The organism is Bradyrhizobium sp. USDA 3650, from assembly GCF_054057395.1.
In genome coordinates this window covers 6,686,674-6,712,939 of the sequence record NZ_JBSRZG010000001.1, presented here as the reverse complement: position 1 = coordinate 6,712,939, position 26,266 = coordinate 6,686,674, and the positions used below count along the sequence as shown (strand labels likewise).

Annotated in this window: 17 protein-coding genes; 12 read left to right on the top strand and 5 right to left on the bottom strand. The window is 61.1% G+C overall.

The window, feature by feature from the left end; all coding sequences use genetic code 11:
- Positions 1-37: 37 nt before the first annotated feature.
- The 3 genes from ACVIN2_RS31480 to ACVIN2_RS31470 are packed head-to-tail and all read right to left on the bottom strand — an operon-like array spanning position 38 to position 3,726.
- On the bottom strand, positions 38-1,255 hold the full coding sequence (locus ACVIN2_RS31480; RefSeq protein ID WP_456769839.1) for an urea ABC transporter substrate-binding protein: 1,218 nt from the start codon (positions 1,253-1,255) through the stop codon (positions 38-40).
- Between the two features lie 57 nt (positions 1,256-1,312).
- Positions 1,313-2,308, bottom strand: a complete 996-nt coding sequence (locus tag ACVIN2_RS31475; protein WP_247288215.1) for an acetamidase/formamidase family protein — start codon at positions 2,306-2,308, stop codon at positions 1,313-1,315.
- Positions 2,309-2,325: 17 nt separating this feature from the next.
- The gene (locus tag ACVIN2_RS31470) at positions 2,326-3,726 is read right to left on the bottom strand and encodes an amidase (protein ID WP_456768564.1); all 1,401 of its coding nucleotides are present in this window, start codon (positions 3,724-3,726) and stop codon (positions 2,326-2,328) included.
- Between the two features lie 409 nt (positions 3,727-4,135).
- Here ACVIN2_RS31470 and ACVIN2_RS31465 point away from each other — a divergent pair, with 409 nt between their 5' ends.
- Positions 4,136-5,311 carry a transporter substrate-binding domain-containing protein gene (locus tag ACVIN2_RS31465; RefSeq protein ID WP_129276036.1) on the top strand — a complete coding sequence of 392 codons (1,176 nt, stop codon included), beginning with the start codon at positions 4,136-4,138 and terminating at the stop codon, positions 5,309-5,311.
- 74 nt (positions 5,312-5,385) lie between these two features.
- Positions 5,386-5,895, top strand: a complete 510-nt coding sequence (locus tag ACVIN2_RS31460) for an ANTAR domain-containing response regulator (protein WP_354208893.1) — start codon at positions 5,386-5,388, stop codon at positions 5,893-5,895.
- 410 nt (positions 5,896-6,305) lie between these two features.
- Here the strand turns inward: ACVIN2_RS31460 and ACVIN2_RS31455 are convergent, their stop codons facing one another.
- On the bottom strand, positions 6,306-11,006 hold the full coding sequence (locus tag ACVIN2_RS31455) for a DUF3320 domain-containing protein (RefSeq protein WP_456768563.1): 4,701 nt from the start codon (positions 11,004-11,006) through the stop codon (positions 6,306-6,308).
- Between the two features lie 812 nt (positions 11,007-11,818).
- On the opposite strand from ACVIN2_RS31455, the gene ACVIN2_RS31450 reads away from it, so the two are divergent.
- The 10 genes from ACVIN2_RS31450 (at position 11,819) to ACVIN2_RS31405 (ending at position 25,468) form a co-directional block, all read left to right on the top strand.
- Positions 11,819-13,084, top strand: a complete 1,266-nt coding sequence (locus ACVIN2_RS31450) for a metallophosphoesterase family protein (RefSeq protein ID WP_456768562.1) — start codon at positions 11,819-11,821, stop codon at positions 13,082-13,084.
- Between the two features lie 2 nt (positions 13,085-13,086).
- Entirely contained in the window at positions 13,087-16,641 is a 3,555-nt protein-coding gene (locus ACVIN2_RS31445) for an AAA family ATPase (protein WP_456768561.1), read from the top strand.
- A gap of 168 nt (positions 16,642-16,809) precedes the next feature.
- Entirely contained in the window at positions 16,810-17,586 is a 777-nt protein-coding gene (locus ACVIN2_RS31440) for an RNA polymerase sigma factor (protein ID WP_456768560.1), read from the top strand.
- Complete coding sequence (locus ACVIN2_RS31435; protein ID WP_456768559.1) at positions 17,583-18,239, top strand: hypothetical protein; 657 nt, start codon at positions 17,583-17,585, stop codon at positions 18,237-18,239. The genes ACVIN2_RS31440 and ACVIN2_RS31435 overlap by 4 nt, the downstream gene beginning before the upstream one ends.
- Positions 18,240-18,242: 3 nt before the next feature.
- A complete protein-coding gene (locus ACVIN2_RS31430; RefSeq protein ID WP_456768558.1) occupies positions 18,243-21,668 on the top strand; it encodes a UvrD-helicase domain-containing protein in 3,426 nt (1,141 codons plus the stop codon).
- Positions 21,669-21,780: 112 nt separating this feature from the next.
- Positions 21,781-22,272, top strand: a complete 492-nt coding sequence (locus ACVIN2_RS31425; RefSeq protein ID WP_456768557.1) for a hypothetical protein — start codon at positions 21,781-21,783, stop codon at positions 22,270-22,272.
- 11 nt (positions 22,273-22,283) lie between these two features.
- Complete coding sequence (locus ACVIN2_RS31420) at positions 22,284-22,757, top strand: DUF7665 family protein (protein WP_456768556.1); 474 nt, start codon at positions 22,284-22,286, stop codon at positions 22,755-22,757.
- Positions 22,699-23,223: a hypothetical protein gene (locus tag ACVIN2_RS31415; protein WP_456768555.1), complete on the top strand. Its 525-nt coding sequence runs from the start codon at positions 22,699-22,701 to the stop codon at positions 23,221-23,223. Before ACVIN2_RS31420 ends, ACVIN2_RS31415 begins: the two co-directional genes overlap by 59 nt.
- 7 nt (positions 23,224-23,230) lie before the next feature.
- Positions 23,231-24,595, top strand: coding sequence for a hypothetical protein (locus ACVIN2_RS31410; RefSeq protein WP_456768554.1), 1,365 nt, complete (start codon positions 23,231-23,233; stop codon positions 24,593-24,595).
- 84 nt (positions 24,596-24,679) lie between these two features.
- Positions 24,680-25,468 (top strand): 8-oxoguanine DNA glycosylase OGG fold protein, encoded by a 789-nt coding sequence (locus ACVIN2_RS31405; protein ID WP_456768553.1) that lies wholly within the window; start codon positions 24,680-24,682, stop codon positions 25,466-25,468.
- Between the two features lie 120 nt (positions 25,469-25,588).
- Here the strand turns inward: ACVIN2_RS31405 and ACVIN2_RS31400 are convergent, their stop codons facing one another.
- Entirely contained in the window at positions 25,589-25,975 is a 387-nt protein-coding gene (locus ACVIN2_RS31400; protein ID WP_456768552.1) for a hypothetical protein, read from the bottom strand.
- Positions 25,976-26,266 lie beyond the last annotated feature (291 nt).

Genomic DNA, 26,266 nt, shown 5'->3' with positions numbered 1-26,266 from the left:
GAAACACGACACGAGCAAGATCCGTGCCCGTCAGACGTCATGACTTCTTCGGGAGATGGCTCGGCGTGTATTGGTCCTTGTCGTTCTTCTTGGTGAGATCGCAACCGATTTCGCTAAGCCAGTACGGCTGGATCGTCCCATAGTCCTTCTCGACCTTCACCTCATGCTTCGGCCCGACCGAGATCAGACGCATGCGGTGCGATGTGTGCTGGCTCTTCGGATCGATGCACACCTTGCCTTCGGGAGCGTCGATGCATGCATCGCCGGTCGCGATCACCTTGCGCATGTCGTCGAGCTTGATCGACTTCGCTTTCTCGACCAGCGCCTTGTACATATAGAGCGCATTATAGGCATTGTAGCCCATGTCGTTGATGTAGAGTTCGTCAGGGAATTTCGCATGCCAGCGCTTCTTGAACTCGGTCGCTTCCGGCGTGTCGATCTCCTCAAACCAATTCGCAGTCGCATGCATGTTGTTAAGCGCAGGCGGCTTGAACCGCTTGTGCTCGAAGCCGAGCATGACCTTGATCGACGATCCCATCGGCAGATTGAGGTTGGCCGCAGCCGCCTGCTCGAAGAATGAATCCTGCGCAGCGCCGACATTGATCGTGAGTAGCCAATCCGGCTTCGCTTTCTGGATGTTCTGGATGGTCTGCGCGAACTGCGACACGCCGAGCGGAATGAACTCCTCGCCTACGACCTCGCCGCCGAGATCCTTCATGATCTTGCGGTTCCACTCGGCCGAGATTTGACCGAAATTGTAATCAGCGGCGATGACATAGACCTTCTTTCCGAATTTCTCGACCATCCATGGAATCAACGTTGAGAATTGCTGCTCCGGCACTGCGCCCATGCTGATCATGCTGGCGTCACAGACGCCGCCTTCATACTGATTGGTGTAGAAGTACGGTGTCGAGGTGCGATCGACGATGGGACGTAGCGCCTCGCGAGAAGCCGAGGTGATGCCCCCGATCAGAACGTCGACCTTGTCGCGGTTGAGCAGTCGACGGCCGAACTCCTGATAGCGCGCGTTGTCGCCCTGCGGATCAAGGTGAATCAGCTCGATCTGTCGCCCCAGGATGCCACCGCTTTTGTTGATCTCCTCGACTGCCAGCTGCGATCCATGCAGCTTTGGCATTCCCATGAAGGCGAGGTCCCCGGACACATCCTCGAGCAGACCTACCTTCAACGGCGGTTCCGCCGCCCGACCAACGCACGCGCCTGCCACTGTACCGAGCATGGCGCCAAGCAAGACCATTCTGAGCTTACGTCCCGAATTCATCGTGATATCTCCTGTTCTGAAAGCGTCTGGACGTCACGGCTTGAGGTAATTCTTCAGGATCGATGCCCCCATCGTGTATTTTGGATCGACCATGTTGCCGAGCCGCATGCGGCCGGCTTGGCTGAGCAGCATGTAGGCGTCGATCTCGTCGAAGCCGTAATCGGCCGCCATCCACCGCACGAGTTCGCGATAGGCGATACGCGCCGCGTCCTCAAGCGGACGCGCGCTGCCGATCGTCATGATGAAGTCCTTCGTCTCGAGCCGCGGCCAGGCGAAGCTCCAGTTCTTGATCAGGTCGACCTGCAACGTGACGGTTGCGCGCTGCTCCAGCGCCACGCCCGAGAGCTCACCGTCGCCCTGCGTCGCATGGCAGTCGCCGACGTAAAGCATCCCGCCCTCGGTATGCACCGGGAAATAGATGATCGCTCCGGGAGCGACATCGGGCAGATCCATGTTGCCGCCGTGGTAGTCGGGTTGCAGCGACGAGATCGCCTCGATCTCCGGAGAGACGCCGATTGTGCCGATGAACGGCTCGTAGGGCAGCGTGATCTTATCGTTCCAGCGCACGCCGTTCCTGTCGACATGCAGCTTCTTCACACGCTCCGGCAGCGGCGGATTGAGCAGCGCCGTCGAGCTTGTTCCAACCAACCCCCCGAACTCCGGAATAATGCAGGTCGTTCCGGCCGGCTGTTCACCCCGCGTCTCGACATCGCGGATATAGATTGCAAGGCAATCGCCCTTCTTGGCGCCTTTGACGGCGATCGGTCCGCATTGCGGGTTGAGATAGGGGAAGTTCAGTTTGGCCGTGGGGCTGTCGCTCTCCTTGGTGAGCACGCCGCCGAAGGCGTCTTCCGTCTCGACGACGACCACTCCGCCCGGATCGATGGACAAGGTCGGCTTGGCATAGGGACCGTAGACGTAGTGGAAGCTACCTTGTTGCTCGATGGTCAGACTATGCGTCGCGCCGATCGCACCCTTGGCGACTGCGCGTTCAGCCATGATGGATGTCTTCAACCAGTCTTCGGACATGTGATCGGCTCCTCAGCTCAGATCGGGGGATGACGCTTGTGCCAGTAGGTAACGCGCTGGAACGCATCGCCTGCGCGAACGAGGCCGGCCTCATCGAAGTGACGGCCGACGAACTGGAAGCCGACCGGACCGCCATTTGCGGTGAAGCCCCCGGGCAGCGTCACGGTCGGGCTTCCCGTCATGTCGAACGGACACGTAAAGCGGAGCAATCCAGAGATGAGGGAGGCGTCCTCGCCGAGGGCCGCCATCTTGGCGAGGGTTGGCGCCGCGAATGCCTGCGCCGGCACCGCGAGGAGATCGACCGACTCGAACAGAAGGCGGACGGCGCCACGAAACGCCTCGCGGCGAAGCACGATCTTCTGATAGTCCATGCCGGACTGCTGCCGGCCGAGATCGAGCAGGCCCGCGAGCGCCGGGCCGTACTCGTCCTTGCGCGCAGGATAAGTGTCCTCGTGCGCGACGGCCACCTCGATGCCGCAGAGCGGGAACCAGTCGTCGATCACCGCCTTCGGATCGGGAAACGTGACCTCCTTGATCTTCGCGCCGAGGTCGGCCGCCACACGCAACCCCTCAGCCAACACCATGGCCGCATCGCCGTCGGCGCCTTCGCTGGTCCAGCGCCGGTCGACGCCGATCGTCACGCCACGCAGGTCGCCGGAGAGACCAGCGAGATAGTCGGGCACGGGCAACGGGACCGACGTCGTGTCCTTGGGGTCCTGACCCGCGATCACGCCGAGGATCGCGCCGCAGTCGACCGCGCTCCTTGCCATCGGGCCGATATGATCCAGCGTCGCCGCAAGCTCGAACGCGCCGTAGCGACTGACTCGTCCCCAGGTCGGCTTGAGCCCGGTGATGCCGTTGGCCGCGGACGGAAAACGGATCGATCCGCCGGTATCGGTACCGAGCGAGCCGAAGCAGAGCCCTGCCGCGGTGGCGACGCCGGAGCCGCTCGAGGACGCGCCGGGCCAGAGATCCGCGTTCCACGGATTTTTCGGCGGGTCGATCTTCGGGTGATGATCGGCGTAAGCGCCTTCGGTCTGCTGCAGTTTCCCGAGAATGATTGCGCCGGCTCCCTTCAACCGCGCCACGACAGTTGCGTCCTCGGTTGGACGAAAGTCGCGATGGATGGTCATGCCGTGCGCGGCGGGCGCGCCCTTTGCCCAGCAGAGGTCCTTCACCGCCACCGGCACGCCGTGCAGCGGCCCCCTGATCTTGCCGGAAGCGACTTCCTTCTCGGCCGCCGCCGCTTCGGCGAGCGCCGAGTCGGCCATTACATAAGCAAAGCTCTTGAGCTTGCCGTCGAGCTGCTCGATCCGCCCGAGCATCGCTTTGGCCGCTTCGACCGGCGATAGCTCCTTCGCCTGGATCTTCCGCCCGACGTCAACGAGTCCTAGATAGTGGAGATCTGCTGTCGCCATCGCCTATCATCCTCCCACTCGATGTGACACACGGTCGTCTTCACGCATGCGCTATCCTCACTGGCGACGCGGACGCATCGCCAGCTTCCCCGGCGGCAAACGAAAAAAGCCACCCGTCCCTCCCGAATGAGGCAACGAATGGCTCAAATGCCGCGGCTATGATCTATCGCTTAGGGTCCACAATCGAACGAAGCACTTAGTGCAAAGAGCTGGACGTCATCGGCCAGATCGGCGCACGCAAGGTTCGGCAGGTAACCCCTAGGAGAAAAGTCTAAGTAACTGCCCATCGCATTGTCAACGATGCTCTCTGCCTAAATTTCGATAGTGCTGCGCAGCAAAACGGCAGGCTACTTGCACTGCCATCCCCGATGATGATTTCATTGTCGCGTTGCACCACCGAAAGTCGGCAATGACAAAATCGTCTGTTCCCGTTGGCATCATCTGCTCGCAGTCCGGGCCCTATCAGGCCATGGGCCGCGAGATCCTCAAGAGCGCCATAATGGCGGTCGACGAGATCAACAACCAGGCGGAGTTTGATTTCTCGATCGCTCCCCATATTCGCGATCCCCACGGCGTCATCTCGGAGTATCATACGGTCTGCGACGACCTCATCCGCAATGTCCGCGTGGAGCACATCATCGGCTGCTACACGTCGGCATCGCGCAAACAAGTGCTGCCCATCGTGGAGCGCACCGATCGCCTACTCTGGTATCCTGCGCGCTATGAAGGCTTCGAGTGCTCCGACAACGTGATTTATGTCGGCGCTTCTCCAAATCACAACGTCTTGCCACTCGTCCAATACGTGCTCGACAATCTGTCACGGGAGATCTTCTGCGTCGGCTCCAACTACGTTTGGACTTGGGAGACAAATCGCGTCACCCGTGAACTGGTCAGCGCGGCAGATGGCCAAATCCTCGCCGAACGGCTGCTCGAACTCGGCGAAGGTGCCGTCGATCACATTGTCGACGAGATCGTTCGTCGCAAACCGCCAGTCGTGTTCAATACGTTGGTCGGAAGCTCGAGCTACGACTTCATCCACGCCTTTCACGCCGGCACCAAGGCCGCGGGTCTGGAGATTCCCATGTTGAGCTGCAGCCTCTGCGAGCCGGAACTCGCGATCATCGGACCGGCATCGGCCGGCTGCATCACGTCGTCGGCCTATTTCGAGAGCATCCGCCTGCCGGAGAACCGCGCGTTCGTCGCACGCTGGAAGGCGCGGTATGGTGACGACAGCAGCCCCTCCGTCGACGGGCAATCCGCCTATGTTGCGGTCTATTTGCTGGCGCGCGCGCTGCAGCGCGCGGGCACATCCGACATCGCCGAGGTGCGGCGCGCCGCGGCAGGCTATCGCTACAATTCGCCGCAAGGGCCGGTCTGGATCGACGGCGGCAACAATCATTGCGTCCTTACACCGCGGTTGGCCGTATCCAATCCGCACGGACAATTTGATATCTTCTGGGAAGCCGACGCGCCTGTTAAGCCTGATCCTTACCTGACGCAGCTCGACGTTGCGGTCAGCCCTTCGAGGGAGATCTCGGTGGGCGGCGCATTGCCGAGCGCGCCGCATTTGCGGGTTGTGAAATGAGCAGACCGTCTTCGTTTTCGCTGCGCGGACGCAAGGCGCTCGTTGCCATCAAGGACGAACGCGATGCAATCATCGTGCGACGCCAGTTCGAGCGTCTCGGGATCGCGGGTGTCGCATGGACGCCGGGTGAGCACGTCGGCTTCGCACCGGACCTGTCGCTGATCGATGACGAGTTTCTACCCTTGCTGCAGCCGGCGCAACGCGCGTACCTGGCGCGGTCACCTGTCATCGCACTGGTCGGCACCGAGACCCCAAGCCGCCTGAAGTTGGTGTTCGAGCTCGATCCAGCTTCGTTCCTCATCAAGCCGCTGCGATCGGCCGGCATCTATGCAGCGCTCGTCATGGCGTTCGAGCGAAACGAACGCACAAGCGAATTGAAGCAACAGATCGTCAAGCTCGAGCAACGCCTGCGGTCACGTCGTGTCGTACTTGCCGCTGTTCTCCAGGTGATGCATTCGCATATGCTTGCCGAACCTGCCGCCTTTGCGCTGATCCGAAAAGCCGCCATGGAGCAACGCAAGACGATCGAAGAGCTTTCGGCAGAGATTGCGGCAACGGGCATGCTCCCGCGCGCAACAGGTTAGATCGCCTTCTGCGGGCGGGCGTGGCAGGCCGCAATCTCCTATGCCCGCTGGACTCTTTGCTGTTTGCGTGGTCACATCAAGAAGATGAGCCGTAGCACGCGCATCGCATAGCGCTTGAAAAGCTCTCAACTGATTGGCACCATCGGGCAAACTCTGTTTCGGCTTCTCGCCCCATAGTTGACATTCCAGCGGTTTAGCTGCGGTCTGCTATTCGGGCCAATCAGACATCCACCTCCCGTCCAGCGCCCAACTGATAAGCTTTTGTTAGAAACCTTATCAGTCGAAGAACTGAATCCGTTTGCGACCAAAGCTTCTATGAGCGGACTGGCTTCATTTGTCGGCCTGCCTAGCTAGTTAGTCAGACTAAAGACCGCTGCGACTGGTTCTTCTCCCCTGATGTGATGACCCGCTCAAGTTAAGCCCTCGGCTAGTCGCGCCTGCAAATCCGCTCCCACCCGCTTGAAACCAAGTAGGCGAGCCACGGTTCTGACAAGCTCCTCGTCTTCACCCCCGGCGTTATCTTCACGGGCTATCCTGAACGCGGCTTGTATTTCCAGAATAGAGATGCACGCAGCCTTGAGAGTTGCACCGCTTTCCGCAGAACGATCGCGAACCGGAGGCGAATCCGACTGACCTCGTGTGTACCAGAATATTCCATCGGTGAGCAGATCGGCACTTCCGGATCGGGCGACCGACAAAGCCGATTCAGTCGCACTCGATATTCGCGATCCCGCCTTTTCCTTGCCAAAGCAGGACGCGACTCGTCGAGCGATTTCTTCCACATGAATCGGTCCTTCAGCATCCACGATCCTTCGAGCCAGATTCGCAAGCGTGGAGACGGGCGCTTCATGCGGCTCGTTCGAAGTGCTGACGCGAAAGATCGCCCGCTGATATGGAGGCATCTGCCGAACAACGATCTCGGGAACTACAATCGGCGTAGCTTCCACTTCCGTTGGTTCGATCGATCGCGCCTGATTTGCTCCCTCGACTCGCGGCCCCTGGCCAGACCTATCCCGCGCTTCCGAAAGCGCCGTGCGCAGTCGCTCTATCTCAAAGTGGCGATTATAAAACCAGTCGGTACTCCAAATGCGATGAAAACGCCAACCCAGGTGTTCAAGCACGTCCTGACGTAGGCGGTCTCGTTCTCTAGCCCAAAGAGCGCTATGGTATGTCGCACCATCACACTCGACCGCGAGGATGTAGCTGCCCGGCCTGTCAGGGTGTCGAATACCCAGATCGATTCGGAAACCAACAGATCCGACTTGCGCGTCTGCGAGGAAGCCGTACCGCCGGATCACGTCAGCAACATCTTCCTCGAAAGGCGAATCTGAATCGAGGCCCGTCGGCGAGTCTACTTCCAGACGACCATTCTGTGCAAAATCAAGAAAGCGCTTGAGGATTCGCGGACCTTCTCTCGAGGTACGGTTCAAATCAATGTCACTGGGATCGAACGATGCAAACACCTCGCAGCGTATCCGAGCTCGCGTGAACAACACATTGAGTCGTCGTTCGCCGCCTTCGCCGTTAACCGGACCGAACAACATGCTGTTCAACCTTCCGCCAGCGATAACGGGGCCATAGCCAACACTAACGAGGATAACGTCGCGCTCATCGCCCTGCACGTTCTCTATGTTCTTGACGAACAGATCTTCCGATTGTCCTTCACGCAAAAATTGATCCAGCGTGGAGTCTTGGCGACGACGAAGCTCCAAAAGCTCTGTGATGAGATTTCGCTGTGCAAAGGAAAACGTGACTACACCGAGAGAGTGTGATGGGTATGTTCTCGCGTGTTCCGCTATCCGATCAACGATGGACTCACCTTCTTTGCGGTTGTCCCGCTTTCCACCTTTGTCGTAAACGCCATCGACCCGGGTGAAGCACAAGCCATAGGCCGGATCCTTCTGTAGAGGGGATGGCGGAAGAACGAGATCACTGTCATAAAATTCGCGATTCGAAACCTCGATCAGTGATGGATCGCGTGATCGATAATGCCATTTCAACATTCTACCTGCGAGGCCGCGCGCCTCGCAAAGAGTGAGGATACTCTCCATACTCCCGATAGTGGCAGCACCTTCCAGCAAGTCCGGGCCGACATATTCGTCATCGCCTTCCTTGTCATCCTCTTCGTCCGCCAACACCCGATCGAAGAAGGAAGACGGTGGAAGCTGCTTCTTGTCGCCCACAACCACGATTTGGGCAGCTCGCGCGATCGCCCCAAGCGCATCCTCTGGGCGGACTTGCGAAGCCTCATCGATAACTAGAAGGTCAAACGAGATCGTGCCCGGCGGCAAGTATTGAGCGACGGATATTGGGCTCATCAACAAGACGGGCTTAATGCGTTGTATCGCTGTGCCGGCCCTTTCGACCAATCGTCGCAGTGCCATATGGCCGCGCTTTTTCCCGATCTCACCACGAAGAACCTTCATCTCGCCCATGGCGCCTTGAGGCACTTGCGCAAGGTGGCCGGCTAGGATGGTAGTTACATTGTCCCTGAGCTGCTGTCGCTCTAGCGTCGCGAAGGTGTCAACCAGATCATGGCGCCTTTCCAGGCCAATGCCACGAAGGTCGGGGTTCTGCTCAAGAGCGATCTTCCAAAGGCGTTCGGCACGAGCGTAGCGCAGCTCGATTGCCGCAGCAGCTCCGTCTAGCTCCCCAGATCGCATCCGCTCCTCAAGGCTGGACAATCCCGCTGAGACGAGCGCTTCGCGACGCCGCGCTAGCTGGGTCCACGACGTATACCGCCCAGTCGCGGCGGCCATCGTGCCAAAGCGCGCCGCGACGGTGCCGAGATCGGTATGCTCTAGGCCTAGGTCACCAAAACTAGCAAGATTAAGATCAAGGAGTTTCACGATGGCTTGCAACGCCGAGCGTGCAGTTTGCGCGGCCTCTTGCAATGCCCGTCGCATCGCGGCTAGGCTATCAGCCCGAGCAGCCAGCGCGACCGACTTGTCTGAACTCACGGAAATCGGGGCTTTAGAAAGTCTCTCACACCATTCGACGATGGTTGCCAGTCTCCCAAAGTCGGATTTCTCTCCACGCCAGGCATCGCCGAGAATACGACCGCAATTTTCGCGATCGCCTTCCCATTCGGATCTCAACGAGACCAAAGTGATCAATTGGTCGATCCGCGCAACCCTCTCGGCTGCAGTTTTGGGTAGGCTTCCCCGCAATAGGCCGGCAAGTTCGCGTGAAGCGCCGCGATAGCGACCACCCCAGCGAGCAAAAAATGAACGAGTACCTGCCGCGAGCGGAGCGCGTAGATGGCTCGACGAAATGCTGAACGCGGCTTCGACGAATACTTCTGACGCTTGTTCTAGAGCTTGCCGCCACGCCATGCCAGCGCGCAATGCTTGGTGAAGGCGAGGAATGTCCGATGCGTCGAGCAAGTTCTGCGCAATGTCAGCAGCGCCAAGAGGCAGTCCCTCGAGCCGCCCTAGTACATCGGCCAACGGAGCAACGATATCCAGGGCGGCGGTAACATGCAAAGCAAGTGTGTCGACGGGCACGCGCAATGACGCTGCAAGCGAGGTGACGGCAGCTTGAGCTTCAGTCAGCGTAGCTTTCAGACGAGCTAAGTCCACCGGCTGAAGGTGAAGATTACCTGTGCCTTCGAAAGGATGAATGGTTGCTCGACCCTCTTCCGCGAGGAGTGCGCCATATTCCTCGATGGTCGCTAGCAAATCGATCTCTTGCCGTCGCGACATCGAACTTAGGCTTTCGACCTTCAGGCTTGGAGGCGAGATGCCTTTCCCGATAAACTGGGATTGCCGTCCAAGCACGCTGTAGGCTGTCTCTCCGGTTGCTCCGATCGGTCGGTGTAACGCTCCCGCAAGATTGTTTAGCCGATCGCGGCTTTCCTTCACGGCAGTTGGCGCCGCCGGCACTTCTGGCACGACGCTCGCCTGCGACAAGGTGCGCGCCAGCTCGCTTAAGACAGCCTTCTTGTTTGCGCTTCTCGAATGCAATTCGAGGCACACATCGCGTAGCCCGACCTTCACGAGGCGGTCGTGCACCACAGAGAGCGCCGCCATTTTTTCGGCAAGAAAGAGGACTCGCTTATTTTCCTTGGCTGCAGCCGCAATGATGTTAGTGATCGTCTGAGATTTGCCCGTTCCAGGCGGCCCTTGAACGACCAGATTGCGCCCCGACCGGACCTCCTCGATCACTTTCGCTTGCGACGCATCCGCATCGACGACATGGAACAGCTTTTCGGGCGGCAGGACCTCATCCAGTTTATCATTTGAGGTAAATAGCGGTTCCTCACGTTCAAACCCCTCGTAGAGTAGACCACGAGTCAGCGCATGGCCTGCCAACGCGTCGTCGGGCCACGCTTCAATGGCCAAATCACGATACATCAGCAGCTTGCTGAAGCTGAAGAATCCCAACTGCATAGCGTTGGGGTCGAGTTTCCAGCGATCACGCGAATTGGTGACTAGTTGAACTTCCGTAAAATAGTCGGAAGGTTTCCAGTCCTCCTCGATTTCGAGTTCGGGAAGTTCGATTCCGAAATCGTCCCTCAACCGCTGCTGGAGCGGCAGGTTCGTGAGAGCGTCTTCGTCCCGCACTCGAAGGTCGAATGTCGAGGTCCTGGCATTGCGCACGAGTTCTACGGGAAGGAGGACGAGCGGTGCTTCGCGGGGTAAGCTCGACGCCTTATCCTCATACCAGGTCAGAAAGCCCATCGCGAGGTACAGGACATTGACGCCGGATTCCTCCTCCGCAGTTTGGGCTTCCCGCGCTATCTTCAGCAGCTTTTTTTGCAGTGCGTCAGGACCGAGCCGCGTTTCAAGCCATGAATCGGTGTAGCGATCTTCGTCGGGCCCCTGCTGCATAACTTCGGTAAGGACGACTTCGCGGCTATCCTCGACCTTGTCTTTGCCGAGCGCGAAGAAGCGCATGGCCTTGCCACCGGAAAGCAAGGCGTGAACATCATCGGAATGCTCGTTCACAATGTTCAGTACATTACCGCGCGTGTTCGCGCGATTGACGTGAACAAGGCGATTGCGAGTACCCGTCTCGACCAACCTGCGCCGGGTATCATCGAACAGCTTTATCACAGCCGATCGGGTTTCCTGATCCTCGCCTTTCGGCTGCGTGCCGACGCTCGCCAAGCTAATTGCTCCCCTGTGAGTCACTCTGAAACTGGTCTGACGCAGGACGACTCATCTCTGCCGCGTCGCACATCTTGAGCTGGCCGAAATGGCATTCCGCAGATGTTGCGTTCGCCTTACCTATCTTGATCCAGCTCCTCTTCTGGTTGCGAATGATTATAGCGAGAAATGGGGCGCGTCATCTCCCTTCCGCGGCCATTTAGACCAAAGGCGATGGTGGATAGCCTCCCAAGGCCTCCATATCCGGGATGCTACGGACGTTTATGCTGAGCGGTTGACGACGCTTGAAATTATTGATCGCGAGTGGCGAGGAATTGTCCACGCCTTGTTTCAGATCTCTTGAGACTGGACCACTGCTGTCTTGAACGCACGCTATGGGCTCTCGCAGGGAGACGTTGCCTTGCTGCGGAGTTCTGCCGCGCACGCAGTTAACGCCGCATGGTGTCGGTGCTGACGACGCGAATGCGGGTGCCGACGACGACGATGAATAGCGCCGAGGCGCTGGGAATACCGGCTACTTGCCGCGGTCACTGCGCCAGATCGTAAGGCTTGGCCCCAAGGGGCTTTGGCCGACCGGGTCCCCAATGCTTCTGAGAACTCTCGCCACCGACCACAATATATTGTGGATATCGATAGTTCAGCGACTATCTAGTTCATGTTATGTTCGATACTCAATAAATCTTGCAAAATCTTCTGTCCGGCCTTTCCGGGTGCCCATCGGATTTTCGATCACCCGATAGGGACAAGCCAGTGGCCGCAAGCCGCCACGACACTGGTGATCGGCCACATCGTTCGATCGGGAGGAGATTGTCTTGCAGTCATTTCGCTTCATCCATACCGGAGACATCCATCTCGACAGCCCCTTGAAGGGACTGGCCGGACAGCAAGCTGCGGCGGCTGAACGGATTCGCACCGCGACGCGCACCGCTTTCGAGACCCTCATCAACCAAGCAATTGAGGACGAGGTCGATTTCGTCGTCATTGCTGGCGACCTCTACGACGGCGATTGGCGCGACTACCAGACCGGACTCTTTTTCGTGAAGCAGATGGGCCGCCTGTCACAGGCCAAGATCCCCGTCTTCCTGCTCCACGGCAATCACGACGCCGAAAGCCAGATCACCCGCAAGCTCACGTTGCCGGCCAATGTCAGTGTTTTTTCGGCACGCAAGCCCGAGACCTTCCGGCTGCCGCACCTCAATGTCGCGCTGCATGGCCACAGCTTCCGTCAGCGTGACATCACGGACAATCTAGTCCCGGCCTATCCGTCGCCGGTCGCTGGTTGCTTCAACATCGGCGTCTTGCACACCGGCCTGGGCGGCATGCCGGGGCACGCGAACTACGCGCCATGCGCCCTCGAAGACCTCGTCAACAAGGGCTACGACTACTGGGCGCTCGCGCATGTGCACCAAGCCGCCGTCCTCCACGAGCGCCCGCATGTCGTGTTCTGCGGCAATCTGCAAGGCCGCCACATCCGCGAAAGCGGCGCGAAAGGCGCTTCGCTGATCACGGTCGAGGATAGCGAGGTCCAGGAGGTCGCGCCGCTCCATGTCGATTGCGTGCGCTGGATCCATTTGCCGGTTCCGGTGGAACAGTGCGGCGCGGTCGCCGACGCTATCGATCGCATCAGGCAAGCCATTGAAGAGGCCGTCGAGCGCGACGCGCAAGGGCGGCTGCTCGCGTGCAGAATCGAACTGACCGGCCAGACCGGTTTGCACGGCGAACTGCTCGCGTCCGCAGATCACCTTCTTGCGGAGGCAAGGGCGGCCACTCTGGGTTTGGGCGACGAAGTCGCCTGGATCGAACGTCTCATCGTTGCGACCGCGAGCTCGGAAGCCTCGGCCTCGCGAATGGACGCGTTGGGCGATCTGCAGCGCATCATCGAGAGCGCTGGCAGCGACGCCGAGCTGCAAGCGCGGTTCACAACGGAGCTGGGCGATCTCGTCCGCAAACTGCCTCACGACATCCGCGCGGACGCCGACGACGCCGTGCTCAAAGCCGCCATCGACGGCAACATCGCAAATTTGATCGCCCATGGCGGCGCGTATCTCAGCGCACGCCTCGCAACGGAGAAGGTGTAACCATGCGTATCCGGCAGCTCGATCTCCTTCGATACGGTCACTTCACGGACGCCATAATCGCTCTGCCGGCTGGCAAGTCGGACTTTCAGATGCTGCTTGGCGAGAATGAAGCCGGAAAATCCACGGCGATGAACGGGGTTGAAGACCTGCTCTTCGGCATTCCGGCCAACTCGCCCCGCAACTTCCTGCACGAGTACAACGCCATGCGGGTGGGTGCGCTCCTGGAGAAGGGGGCAGACACGCTCAAACTGCGACGCCGCAAGGGCAACAAGGACACGCTCCTGGGCGCCGATGACGCGCCCATCCCTTCGGGCGAGGGAGCACTCGCCCCGTTTCTAGCCGGGGCTGACCGCCGCTTTTATACACGCATGTTCAGCCTCGATCACGACCGCCTGCGCCAAGGCGGCAAAGACATCCTGCAGGCGCAGGACGATGTCGGGCAGATGCTGTTTTCGGCGAGCGCCGGGATCACCGGCCTGCGCGAGACGCTCAAGGGTATGGAGGCGGAAGCTGACGCGCTTTGGGCCTCACGCCGCGCGGTGCACCGGAAGTATTTCCAGGCAGAAGACCGCCTGAAAGCCGCCGACACCTCGATGCGCGACAACGTGGTGACGACCACCAAGTGGCAGGCGCTCAAGAGCGCGTTCGAGACCGCCAACGACGCTTACGGCGTCATCGAGGGCGAAATCGAGATCAAATCAGCGGAGTTGGGCAAGCTCGGCCGAATCCGCCGGGTACACCGCGACGTGCGCGAGCGCGGCGAGACTCAAAGCGCTATCGATGCGCTGGGCGAGGTGATCCCGTTTGATGCCGACGCTTCAAAGATTTTGGACAAGGCTGCGACGGACGAAGCGGTTGCTACCACGCGCATCGCGGCCTTGAGCGAGCAGATCGCGGCGCTTGAGGCGGAATGCGCAGCCCTAATCTTCGACGATGCCTTGCTGGCACGCGCCCAAGACATCGCGCAGCTCCGTGATCGCCGCATCCAGGTTCGCGCCGGAAAAGCCGATCTCCCCAAGCGGCGAGCGGACCTCGCCGCGGCGGAGGCCACCCTCAATCGCCTGGCAGGAGAGCTTGAATGGACCGGCGACGTCGATCAGTTGATCACGCGCATCCCTGCCAAGGCTAAGGTTGCGGTCCTGCGCGGTTTGCTCAACCGCCGCGGTGCGCAATCCGGGGCGGTTGAGAATGCCAGGAGCGCCGTGGCCGAAGCCGAGGACAAGCTCGGCGAGATCGCGGCGGAAATCGAAGCGCATGGGCCGGTGACGGATATCTCGAAGCTCGCGACGGTCGTCAAGGCCACGCGCGAACTCGGCGACATCGCCGGCCAGATCGCGAATTCAAGGCGTGAGGAGCAGGAGGCGCAGACCGGAATTGCACGCCTGCTGAAGGCTATGCGGCCGGCCGTCGTCGATGCCGCCGTCCTGGAAGCAATGCCCATTCCCCCGCTGGCTTCGGTTGAAGCCCATCGCGATGCTTGCCGCAGCCTAGAGCAGCGGCAGCAGGCCTGCCGCGAGCAAATCCGCAATGCCGAACAGGAGCGCATGCGCCGCCGGAAAGCGCTGGAGCGCATTGTCGCCGACGAACAGGTGGTGACCGCTGCCGAGCTTGAGCTTTTACGGAGCCGGCGTGACACCGGCTGGTCGCTGATCCGGCGCCGCCATGTAGAAGGTGTTCCGGTTTCCGAAGACGAGATGGCGGCCTTCGGCCCATCCGATTCTCTGGCGCAAGACTTCGAGGCCGCCATGCGCGGTGCGGACTCGGCAGCAGATCAGCGCTTCGAGCACGCTGATGCCGCCGCGCAACTAGCGGTCATTGGCCGCCAGATCAGCGAGCAAGATGACCTGCTGGAATCCTTGGGCCAGGAAGAACTGGCGCTGAAGCAAGAGCGTACAAGCCTGGATGCCGCTTGGGCCGCACTGTGGTCGGGCAGCTCCATCACCCCGCATGATCCCGATGTGATGATCGAGTGGTTGCGCGCGCGAGCCGATATCCTGGATGCGAACGCGCAGCTTTCGGCGGCCGAGCGTCATACAGCCGCATGGCAACAGCGTGAGGTCGAGAGCAAGCGCTTGGTCTTGGCCGAACTGGAAGCTCTGGGAGCATCGACGACCTCTCTCGCTGCCCAGCCGCTCCATCTCGTTATCGAAGCGGCGGCAGCGCAGGAGCGCCGGCACGAAAATGTCGCCAAGACGGCGCGCGATCTTGACGACGCGTATCGCAAAGCGATGGGCGCGGTTGCACGCAAGCGCAAGGATCTGGAGAAGGCTGAGGCCGAGTGGGCGCAGTGGACAAATGCTTGGCAAGCCGCCCTGAAGGTGTTGCAGCTCGCCACCACGGCTACGCCGGAGACGGCCGAAGCGCAGATCAACGCCATCGACGACATGCGCGAGGCGGCCGTCCGCATCAACGATCTGCGCCATGAGCGTATCGAAAAGATCGAACGCGACGTGAAGGCGTTCGAGGTCGACGTGGCTGCCTTGGTGCAAGCCATCGCTCCGCATCTGAGCGACAAGGATCCCGAAGACGCCGTCTTGCAGCTTGATCGCCTGTCCGCAGAGGCGGCGCGAGCGCGGGACCTCAAAGGCGCGAAGGATTCCGACATTGCCGGCTTGCAAGAGAAGATCGATGCGTGTCGGGCATCAAATCGTGAAGCGCGCGAAATCATCGCGCATTTCCAGCAGAAGGCTGGCGTGGCTTCGACCGACGACTCGCGGTTCGCAATTCAGCGCTCCGATGAGAAGCGGAAACTCAGCACCGAGCTGGATCGGCTCACGGCTGCGCTGACGCAGGATGGTGACGGTCTTTCCGTGGCGGACCTGGCCACCGAGTGCGCGGGCACCGATGTCGATGCCATCGCCGCCAAATACCAGACGCTCACCGACGAGGTGCAGGAATTGCGCAATCGCCTGATGGAAGTGCGCGAAGCCCGCAACACCGCTCGCCAAGCCTTCGACGGGATCGGCGGCGAAGACCGGGCGGCGAGGGACGCCGCCGATCGCCAAGCGGCGCTCGCCGAGATGACTGAGATCGCCGAGCAGTATGTCCGGCTGCGATCAGCCATCGTGTTGCTGCAATGGGCGATCGATCGGTACCGCCGGGAGAAACAAGCGCCGATGCTCCAGCGCGCAGGCGAGCTGTTCGCCATCCTCACCTGCGGGTCCTTCCAGGCGCTGCAGGTCGAATTCGACGAGCACGACAACATGCAGCTCGCCGGCCTGCGCCACGATGGCCGGCGGGTTCCGGTCGGCGGCATGAGCACCGGTACCGCGGACCAGCTCTACCTCGCGCTACGGATCGCCGCGATCGAGGACTATCTCGACCACGCCGAGCCGATGCCGTTCATCGCGGACGACCTGTTCATCAACTTCGACGACAAGCGTGCGGCCGCGGGCTTCCGCGTCCTGGGCGAACTGGCCAAGAAGACGCAAGTCCTGTTCTTCACGCACCACGAGCACCTGCTGGAGGTCGCGCAAAAGGCCTTGGGCGCGCCGATCAGCGGCGTTACGCTGCCGGTGGCCGCGAGCCCCTCGCCGCAGCGCTCGGAGGCCGCCTAACGGCCCCGGGATGCCCGGTTAATTCCTATAATTTATGTTATCACCCCACCTAAAATATTGATTTTACTAGATAAATAACGATGTGAAAATATTTGGGTTCGGCTTTCCGGGTACCCCCTGTTTTTTTCGATCACCTCTTGGAGGTGGGCCGAACGAATTGGGCGCCCAGTGAAGCCGCTGCTGAAAGGGGGCGAAATGGCACGTCCATTGTTGAAGAAGAGCCTAGCCCGCCCGCCCGGCATCGAACGGAAGATCGACATCGCGCTGACCCAGGATTGGGCCGCCCTTTCCCAGCGCGCGCGCGAGACGAATCCGCAATCCGGCGACTTCCTGCCGTCGGAATGCCTCGTTCATCTTCTCCGGGATGCCATCCGCCGCGGCGAGGATCGCATCGCGAGCGTGCTGATGCCGCAGCTCCTCAAGCGGGCCGAAGCCAATCTCAAGCGCACGGTTCCGGACAGCCGGATGCGCGACGCCGAGTCGGTGCGGCACGAGATCTTGAGCGATCTCGCGATGTTGTTCACGCAAGACGGCACGGAAGGGCACGAGGACGAATTGGACTTTTATGAGTGCCGTTTTCTACGGGCGTTGCGCTTCCTTCGGATCGACCATGTGCGCAAGGCGCTCTCTGAGCGCAAGGAGCTGACCGATCTGCCCGAAAGTGGCGACGGCCAGGATGGGCCAGCCCTCGATGACGAGATGCTGGCGCGGCTGTCCCGAGTGGCGAGCATCGGTCCTTCGCAAGAAGATGCCCTCTATCTGCCCGAGGTCATTGCCGCCCTGGATCGCCTGCCCGCCGACCAAAAGGAGGCCATCGTCCTGCGCCGCATCATCGGCCATGAAGAGGAAGAGGCCGCCAGGATTCTAGACGTGGAAGGCCGCACCGTGCGCAACCGGCTGAGCCGCGCCGACAAGCAGCTCAAGACTTTGAAGGAGGACCGATGATCACCGCCGCAACCCACACTTCCCTGAGAGACGCCATGTACGCCATGTCGCTGGCGAAGGCTGTTCCGGACGCCGACCTGCTCGACGATTTCGCGCGCCGCTATCCGCAGTATGCCGACGCGCTCACCGAATTCGCCATCGAGCTTGCCATTGACTCGCTGATGCACCGGAGCGACGAGGAAGATGTCCCCGCCGATGCCGAGGCAATCAGCGCCGTGGTGTCGCGCGTCATGAGCCAGTTTGAAAACCAGCTCTATGAACGCCGGCAGTCGCGTGCGGCGACCCCGCCCGCGCGCGCCGCGACTGCGTCCGTTGAAAATCCTTTCGCAGCGCTCGACCGGCAGGGATTTCGCGCGCTCGTATCCCAGCTCGACGTGAACAGCGCCTTCCTGTCGAAGCTGCGGGATCGGACGATAGAGCCTATTTCGATTCCAAGAGCCTATTGCCGGCACCTCGCGCAGGAGATGGATGAAGATGCAGACGCCATGGCTGCGCATCTCTATGCGCCACAAGAGTCCGTCGCGGCCGGCCGCCAATTTTATAAAGCGGAAGGAAAGCCCGCCGCTACGGCCAGGCAACGTTTCGAGGAAGCGGTGAAGACATCCGGATTAAGCGAAGAGCAGCAACGCAAGCTGCTGTCGTTTCGGGACTAGAGAATGGATTCGTTCGAACCCATCCGGAAGGCTGCGGAAGACCTTCACCGTGAAGTGGTGGGGGATGGGACGCCCAAGAAGCCTATGGAACTTGTCGATGCCGCCATCAAGCATCTTGAGCTTGGTTTGACGTGGCTTCCGACGGGCGATCCTACGCTCAGGGGCGCTCGCGCCGTCTTCGACGATCAAAGTGGCACGATATTCGCCGAGGATGTCGGAAACGACTCTCAGCGCGCGCTCGTCGTTGCGCACGAGATCGGGCACGAATGCATCCATGCGGGCTCCGCCGCCTGCAGCGCCGAAGACGTGGATCCATCGCGGTCCATGGAAGCGGCGCCGGTGGGCTTGCAGCGCGTCGAAGACTACGGCGCGCGCGAGCGCCGCGAGCTGCAAGCCAATGTGTTCGCGCGGGCTTTTCTTTTCCCAAAATCGCTCGCGCGGCGAATGTTCGTTGACGAAGCCCTCACGGCATTCGACATCGCCAAGCAGCTTGATTTGCCGGTGCCACTCGTGCGCCAGCAAATCCTCGACGTGGTACTTCTGCCTCCTTCCCCCACGGATGAAGATTCGGACAGCCCGCTCGCCCGCCCGTCCCGGCCGGATCCCGCGCAAGATCGCGCGGCAGCGCATCGCGGCACGCCGTTTCAGCTCCAAGCCGGTCCGGGAACGGGCAAGACGAAGACGCTCGTCAAACGCATTCTTTCCCTGCTTGAGGAGGGTGTCGATCCCGCCTCCATCCTCGTTCTAACCTTCTCGAACCGCGCCGCCGGTGAATTGGCGGAGCGGGTTGGCGCGGCTGCGCCGGACAAGGCTTCGAAGATTTGGATCGGGACATTCCATGCCTTCGGGCTCGATCTCGTTCGCCGCTACTATGAAGAGTTCAAGCTTCCGCCGGACCCTGCCCTGTTCGATCGCAGCGACGCGATTGCGGTGCTGGAAGAGATCCTGCCGACCCTGCCGTTGGTTCATTACCGCAATCTTTGGGACCCGGCTTTGATCCTCAAGGAGATATTGAGCGCTATCTCGCGCGCTAAGGATGAACTCTACGACGATAAGGGCTATCTCGCGCTCGCCAAGACGATGGAAGAAGAGGCCGGCGACGACGAGGAGAAGCAGATCGCCGCGCGCAAGTGCCTTGAGATTGCCGCTGTCTATGAGCGCTACGAGCGTGCCAAGGCCAATCATAAGGCCGTGGACTTCGGCGACCTAATCATGGGGCCGACGCGGCTTCTCGAAAGCAACAAGGCGATTCAAGCCGCCATTCAATTGCGCCACCGCCATGTCCTCGTCGATGAGTACCAGGACGTGAACCGGGCAAGCGTGCGCCTGGTGAAAGCCATTGCGGGAGACGGCAAGCGCCTGTGGGTCGTCGGCGACGCGCGGCAGTCGATCTACCGCTTCCGCGGCGCATCCTCCGCCAACATGGTAGGGTTCAAGACAGAGTTTCCAACCGCTGACATCGACCAGCTCGGCATCAGCTACCGCTCTACCCAGCAGGTCATCGATGCGTTCACGGTCTTCGCGCAGGCCATGGGCGCATCCAAAGGCATGCTGGCGCTTGAGCTTACGCCTGATCGCGGCACAGGCCCCGAAGGGCTCGACCTGCGCAAGTTCGATCGCGACGAGGATGAAGAGGAAGGTATTGCCGCCGCCATCCAGGAATTGCAGGGCAAGGGCGTGCGGCTGCGCGACCAGGCGGTCCTGTGTCGCTCCAACCGGCGCCTCAATGAGATCGCCGCCGCGCTCGAAGCGCGCAACATTCCGGTCCTGCATCTGGGAAGCTTGTTCGAACGCGATGAAATCCGCGACCTCTTGGCGCTCATGAGCCTTGCCATCGATCCGTTCGGCGATGCGCTCATTCGCGTCGGAGCCTTGCCGCGCTACGGCGTTCCGCTTCAAGATATCTACATTGCGCTTGCGCATCTGCGTGATGAGCGAAAGGACTCGGTGGAACGTCTCGCCGAGCTTGCCAATTTGCCGGGCCTTTCCAAAGAGGGCGCCGACGGATTCCGGCGGCTCGCGGCCGAGCTGCAAGGCCTCGCCCCCCAAAGCCAACCGTGGGAGTTTTTAACGAGTTATCTGCTCGATCGCACCGATACCGGCCGCATCATGGCTGGCGCCGCAACGGTGCCGACGCAGATGCGCAACGTCGCCGTCTGGCAATTCCTGAATTTCTTGCGCGACCACAGCCCCGTCGGATTCGGTCTTCCGATTCATCGCGCCCTCGATCGGGTCCGTCAGCTTGTGCTACTCGCGGAAGAGCGCGATCTGCGCCAAGTGCCGGCCCCTGCCCTGCACATGGATGCGGTCCGGCTGATGACGGTCCATGGCAGCAAGGGCTTGGAGTTCGAGGCTGTGCACCTGCCCGGCCTTGCGACACGCAGCTTTCCGACCTCTTACACCGGTCAACGTTGCCCGCCGCCCGTGGGACTGATCGCAGGCGCGGAGGGCAGTGTTTCGGACGACGCCAAACGCTCACACGCAATGGAGGAAGAGTGTCTTTTCTTCGTAGCGATGTCGCGCGCACGCACGCATCTGCGGCTCTACCAGACGCGCTTTTACGACAACGGCGACAATCGCTCATCGTCCAAGCTTCTGACCAAACCGCTCTTGCGGCTGGTCCACGAAACGGCGGCGCCACCGACCGTCCCCTTGCCGCCCGATGCGCCGCGGCCGCAGCCCATCGCAATCACCTTCGGAGCGGATTGGATCCTTTCCGATCGGCGGCTTGAACTCTATCAGAAATGCCCGCGCCGGTTCTTTTATACGCATGTGCTCGGGCTTGGCGGCGCGCGCAAGGCGACGGCCTTCGCTCGAACGCATGATTGCCTTTACGAACTGATCCGCTGGATGTCGCAAGCGCGTCTTGAGGGCGACCCGGCCGAGACCGACGCAGAGACAGCCTTCGAAGCCATCTGGCAAGATCGCGGTCCTAAGGATCACGCCTTCGCCGGCGACTACCGGCAGCTCGCCTCTCGCCTGGTCGGCGCATTGGTGCGCTCCGGCGCAGGGCGACGGTTCCAGAAATCGGAGCCGCTTGCGATCGACTTCCCGAATGGCCGCGTCGTCGTCGAACCGAATGAGCGCGCCGAGATGCTCGACGGCAAGGTCGTCTTGCGGCGCGTGCGCACCGGTTACCGGACCAAGGAAGAGTATGACGGGCTTGAGTACACGCTCTACCGGCTGGCCGGCGAGGCGCACTTCAGGGACGGATTCGTGGTCGAGGCCTTGCACCTGACCGACGGCGTGATGGAGTTCGTCGAGATCAGCGACGAGAAGTTCGGCAACCGGCGGGACAAGACGCAAGGGATGCTCTCTGGCATCAACGCCGGGAAGTTCCCGACCGAGATCAATCCGGTCACCTGCCCGCGCTGCCCTCACTTCTTCATCTGTCCCGCCGCGCCGAAGGGGCCGCTCGACCTTTCTTAAAAAAAGCCGCGCGCCGCCTTTCCTGGTACCCCCTGTTTTTTCCGATCACCTCTTGAAGGGACGGAGAATGGCAAAGGGGCCGCACTCCTGATCCCAGCAAGGAGTGCAGCACATGACTTCAATCGACGTTTTCTACCAGGGCGAGGGAATCCGCGAGATCGCGCATTTCGAGGCCACCGCGGAAGACAGCTTCGCCGCTATCAAGGTCGCGATCATCGAGAAGCACGGTCTCGCTCAACAGACCCTGATCTACCTCGAAGACCGCGACGAGCCGGTGGATGAGGCCTGTCTCGTCCGCGTCCATGCCGGCCGTTCCGGCATCAAGGCCCACCTGCACCGCTGCCGCCACATCGAGGTGGCGGTCACCTTCAACGGCGAGACGGAGCACCACCGCTTCGGCCCGGGCACGACCGTGGCGCGGGTGAAGACCTGGGCGGCCGAGAAGAAGTTCGGCATGACGCCGCAGGAGGCGGGCGAGCAAGTGCTCCAGATCGCCGGCACCAAGGACCGCCCGGATCCGGGCACGCATCTGGGCACGATCGCATCTTGCCCGGCCTGCAAGATCGCGTTCGATCTCGTCCCTAACGAGCGCGTCAACGGCTAGGGAGCGGCGTGATGAGTCTCCCGGATGAGCGGGCCTTCCGCGCCGATATCGGAAAGCCCGCCTTCCGCCTCGCTCAAGCGGAAGGCCGCTGGCGCTTGACCGGCATCGCCTGGCCGCATGTGCTGATCGCCGTCACCGCGGCCGACGGCCGCGCTCATGTCCTGCGCTTCAACTGCGCCGGCTATCCGCAGCAGCCGCCGACCGGCGGGCCTTGGGATCCCGACAAGAACACAGTCCAGCCCGCCGCGCGCTGGCCGCGAAGCAAGGGCGGGCGGCTTGGCACCGTGTTCCGCCTCGACTGGAAGGACGGCACCGCGCTGTACCTGCCCTGCGACCGCGAAAGCATCGCCGGCCACGACAACTGGCGGCACGAGCTGCCCTCGAAAATCTGGCGGCCGGCCGCCGGCATCAATCAGTACCTGGAGCTTGTTCATGAACTTCTCAATTGCGCAGACTATTGCCCGCCTTTGGGCACCGCGGCATGAAATCTCCTGCTCGTGGTTCCTGTGGCAGCGCCTGTGCGCGAAGCTGCGCGAGCGCGGCCGCAACGCGAGCCGCGAAAGCGGCGCGTTCCTGCTCGGCTCCCGCGCGGACGGCCGCGCTCGCATCACCGATTTCATCCTGTACGACGATCTCGACCCGCACGCGCTCGACACCGGCATCGTGCATTTCGACGGCCGGTATTTCGGGACGCTGTGGGACATGTGCAAGCAGCGCGGCGTGAGCGTCGTCGCCGACGTGCACGTGCACCCGTTAGGCGCCGGACAGAGCGGCTCCGATCGCGAGCATCCGATGATCTCGCGCGCCGGTCACGTCGCCTTCATCCTGCCGAACTTCGCCCGGCCGCCCGTGCCGACGGAGTCGGTCGGCATCTACCGCTACCTCGGCGGCAAGGGCTGGCAGACCGTGCCGGACACGGCCCGCCGCATCTTCTTCCACATCGGATTGTGAGGCCGCCATGACTGCATTCACCGCCGCAGACAAGCTGCACCGCCTGGTCAAGCACGCACTCGACAGTGGCGCTGCCGCGAGCATCGCTGAAGCCGAAGCGCTCTTCGCCGGCTACCACCTTGCGCTCCGCATCGGCGAGGACGCCGCGCGCGACCATCATCATCAGGCCGCGCTCCTGACCGCCGTCGCGCTCGCGCGGCGTGTCTTTCTGGGCGGCGTGAGCGTGTCGCCGTTGCCGGACACGCCGCTGCTCGCCCCGCTTCCGTTCGGCGCGACGCTGGCCGATGCGGTCACCGGTCTTGGCGGCAGCATCGCGGAACCTTCGGCCGGCAGGCCGGTGATCGAGATTGGCGGCACGCCGTCCGAGCGGCGCGCGCCCTTTCATGTCCGTGCCGTATTCGCCGGCTGGCGCGGCGGGATCGTTCCGGCGCCGGCCGGGGCGGCGCCCGTGCCCGCGCCCATCATGGCGCTGGCGCCCATGCTCGCCGCCGCACTCGCCGTGAACGAGGCCTTTCTTTATGTGTCCGGGCATGCTGGCATCGCCGGGCGGCGCATGGTGGGTCTGTCGCTTTGGGATCCGACTCCCGCCTGCGACTGGCTTGCAGGCGCCGGCAACGAGCCTGCCCTCTCCCTCCTGCCCACGCGGTTGTGGCTCATCGGACTTGGACATCTGGGCCAAGCCTATCTTTGGGCCCTCGGGCTGCTGCCCTTCGCCCGCCCGCAAGATTTGAGCCTGGTCCTGCAAGACATCGACATCATCACGCCTTCGACCGAAAGCACGTCGATCTTGAGCGACGCCGCGCTGATCAACGTCAAGAAGACCCGCGCCATGGCCGCTTGGGCCGAGCGGCGCGGGTTTACGACCGCGATCCATGAACGGCGCTTCGATGCGTCGTTCCGGCGCCAAGATGACGAGCCGGCTGTCGCCTTGTGCGGGCTTGACAACGGCGCCGGCCGCCAGGCGCTCGATCAGGTCGGATTCGATTTCGTTGTGGAAGCCGGACTGGGACGGGGACATCACGACTTTCGCGCGATTCGGCTGCACACCCTGCCGGCATCGAGCCCGGCGTTGCAGATCTGGCGCGGCACGCAGGCCGACGATCAGGTCGAGGACAGGCCTGCATATAAGGACATGCTCACGAGCGGTGCGCTCGATCGCTGCGGCGTCACCCTGCTCGCCGGCAAGGCTGTAGGCGCGCCGTTCGTCGGCGCCGCGGCGGCCACGCTAGCCTTGAGCGAAGTGCTACGCCTGCTGCATGGCGGCGCCATTCACGAACTCATCGAGGTCGACCTCAAGATGCTGGAATATCGCGACGCAGTTATCACGCAGAAGAATTTCAACACGCTCAATCCTGGCTTTGTGCCAATTTAGTCATCCCTTGCGCGAACAACGCCTTACTGGATCTTGCCAAGCTCCGCTCAGTGACCCTTCAGTTGCATGCAATCGAGCACAAAAATGTTTGTTTCCGAACACCTCGCGAATTTTAGATCATGCTTTCCAGCTCCCCCGGCCTTAGCTTTGCCAGAAGACAATGAAGGACGGAGCCCCGAGCGCTGGTTCAAAGACATCGACCGGCATCAACTAACTATGAAAGTTGGACCATTGCGCCCGACAACAAACCGGCCCGAACTTCTAGCCATGGCGGCGGATCGCAGCGTTGGAACGCTTGAACTCTGCATTAGCATACTTGCCTGGGGTGGTATGCATGGCAAAAATCGCGACCTACTGTTCGAGCGGCCTCTAGAGCCATGGCTCGACGTAGCTAATAAGATTCGTGACGACAAGCTTAGTCGGTCTGAGTCCTATGACGCGTTCGCCGCACTGAGATCTAGTGGGAACTCTGCAATTGTCGGGATGGGACCTGCGTACTTTACCAAACTAATTTACTTCTTAGCGCCCGCCGCCTCCTCCCGTGTCGCCAAAGGCTACATTATGGACCAGTGGCTTGGCTGCGCAATCAACCTTCTTACTGGCCGCCACGTCGTCAAGCTCGACCAACATCTCACATGGAAGCTCAAGAAAAACAAACCGGTGCAGCGCGCCGATTCATTCGTCAGCAACCTGAATACCGGCCAGGATTACGAGGCATTTTGCCAAATCGTTGAAGCACTCAGCGCCGAGCTGGGGACAGCTTGGACACCAGAATTGACTGAGCGCGCTCTAATTTCAGAAGGAGGACGGACACCCCATCCATGGCGGTCGCACGTCGTGGAACAGAGGCTCGCGACGATGTCAATTTGGTAATGGCTTGCGCTCATAAATGTCACCCACCGGTATAACTGATAAGCAAACTCTCATTTCCTTATCAGTCGGCGGGCAGTTTCAATCACAGCAGCCATAGCGATCGCGCAATGAATGAAACATTCATTTTGGCGTCTTTAGAGAGCGGCGATCTACAGGCCGCGCTCCCTCCTCGCTCATTCGCCCCAAGGACGAACGAAGCGTGCCACTCTCCGGCTCCCTTTCCGTGCCGTTATTGAGCGTAGCGAAGACATTTTTTGTCGTCTTGGCATTTGCCTCCAACTGACGGCCGTGATCTTGAGCTAGAATTTTCAGTTGAGAAATCTCAGTCTGAAATTCATTGACGAGATTCGTAATAGTCGCTTTCGCTTCGATCAGCTCCTGCTCCACTGCCAGCAACCGACCTTCCAACTTTCTGAGATTCTGATCGTGTGATGCATGTGCATCCGACCCAACTTTCCCAGCACGCGACTTGCGCGCAACACCCCTGTCCGTCGCTCGCTTGCCCATATCGCCCCTCCCTTTCCTCACGCCTTCAGGCTCAGCATAATCAGCCCGCTTGCTATGGGAAAGCCTTGGCTGACCGAGTTCAAGGCCCGGTCTTCGCTCGGACGCACAACATCGTCGCGCTAGTGGCTGTAGCGGCCTTTCCACCACGTGACGTTTGGTTACGAATGCTCCCGGTCTATTTGCCCACAACTACCTGGACCTTCGACGTAGTAGGTCCTGAAGATGCATGCGCTCGCACGGTCAGAATTCAGAACACATTGACCAGTGAAGGTGGAAGATTAACGATTTTAT

Bases quoted from the DNA above. Each gene is read 5' to 3' on its own strand.
- ACVIN2_RS31420 (WP_456768556.1), top strand. From the start codon at position 22,284: ATGAGTCTCCCGGATGAGCGGGCCTTCCGCGCCGATATCGGAAAGCCC.
- ACVIN2_RS31425 (WP_456768557.1), top strand. From the start codon at position 21,781: ATGACTTCAATCGACGTTTTCTACCAGGGCGAGGGAATCCGCGAGATC.
- ACVIN2_RS31435 (WP_456768559.1), top strand. From the start codon at position 17,583: ATGATCACCGCCGCAACCCACACTTCCCTGAGAGACGCCATGTACGCC.
- ACVIN2_RS31480 (WP_456769839.1), bottom strand. From the start codon at position 1,255: ATGGTCTTGCTTGGCGCCATGCTCGGTACAGTGGCAGGCGCGTGCGTT.
- ACVIN2_RS31445 (WP_456768561.1), top strand. From the start codon at position 13,087: ATGCGTATCCGGCAGCTCGATCTCCTTCGATACGGTCACTTCACGGAC.
- ACVIN2_RS31400 (WP_456768552.1), bottom strand. From the start codon at position 25,975: ATGGGCAAGCGAGCGACGGACAGGGGTGTTGCGCGCAAGTCGCGTGCT.
- ACVIN2_RS31405 (WP_456768553.1), top strand. From the start codon at position 24,680: ATGTTTGTTTCCGAACACCTCGCGAATTTTAGATCATGCTTTCCAGCT.
- ACVIN2_RS31465 (WP_129276036.1), top strand. From the start codon at position 4,136: ATGACAAAATCGTCTGTTCCCGTTGGCATCATCTGCTCGCAGTCCGGG.
- ACVIN2_RS31470 (WP_456768564.1), bottom strand. From the start codon at position 3,726: ATGGCGACAGCAGATCTCCACTATCTAGGACTCGTTGACGTCGGGCGG.
- ACVIN2_RS31475 (WP_247288215.1), bottom strand. From the start codon at position 2,308: ATGTCCGAAGACTGGTTGAAGACATCCATCATGGCTGAACGCGCAGTC.
- ACVIN2_RS31410 (WP_456768554.1), top strand. From the start codon at position 23,231: ATGACTGCATTCACCGCCGCAGACAAGCTGCACCGCCTGGTCAAGCAC.
- ACVIN2_RS31430 (WP_456768558.1), top strand. From the start codon at position 18,243: ATGGATTCGTTCGAACCCATCCGGAAGGCTGCGGAAGACCTTCACCGT.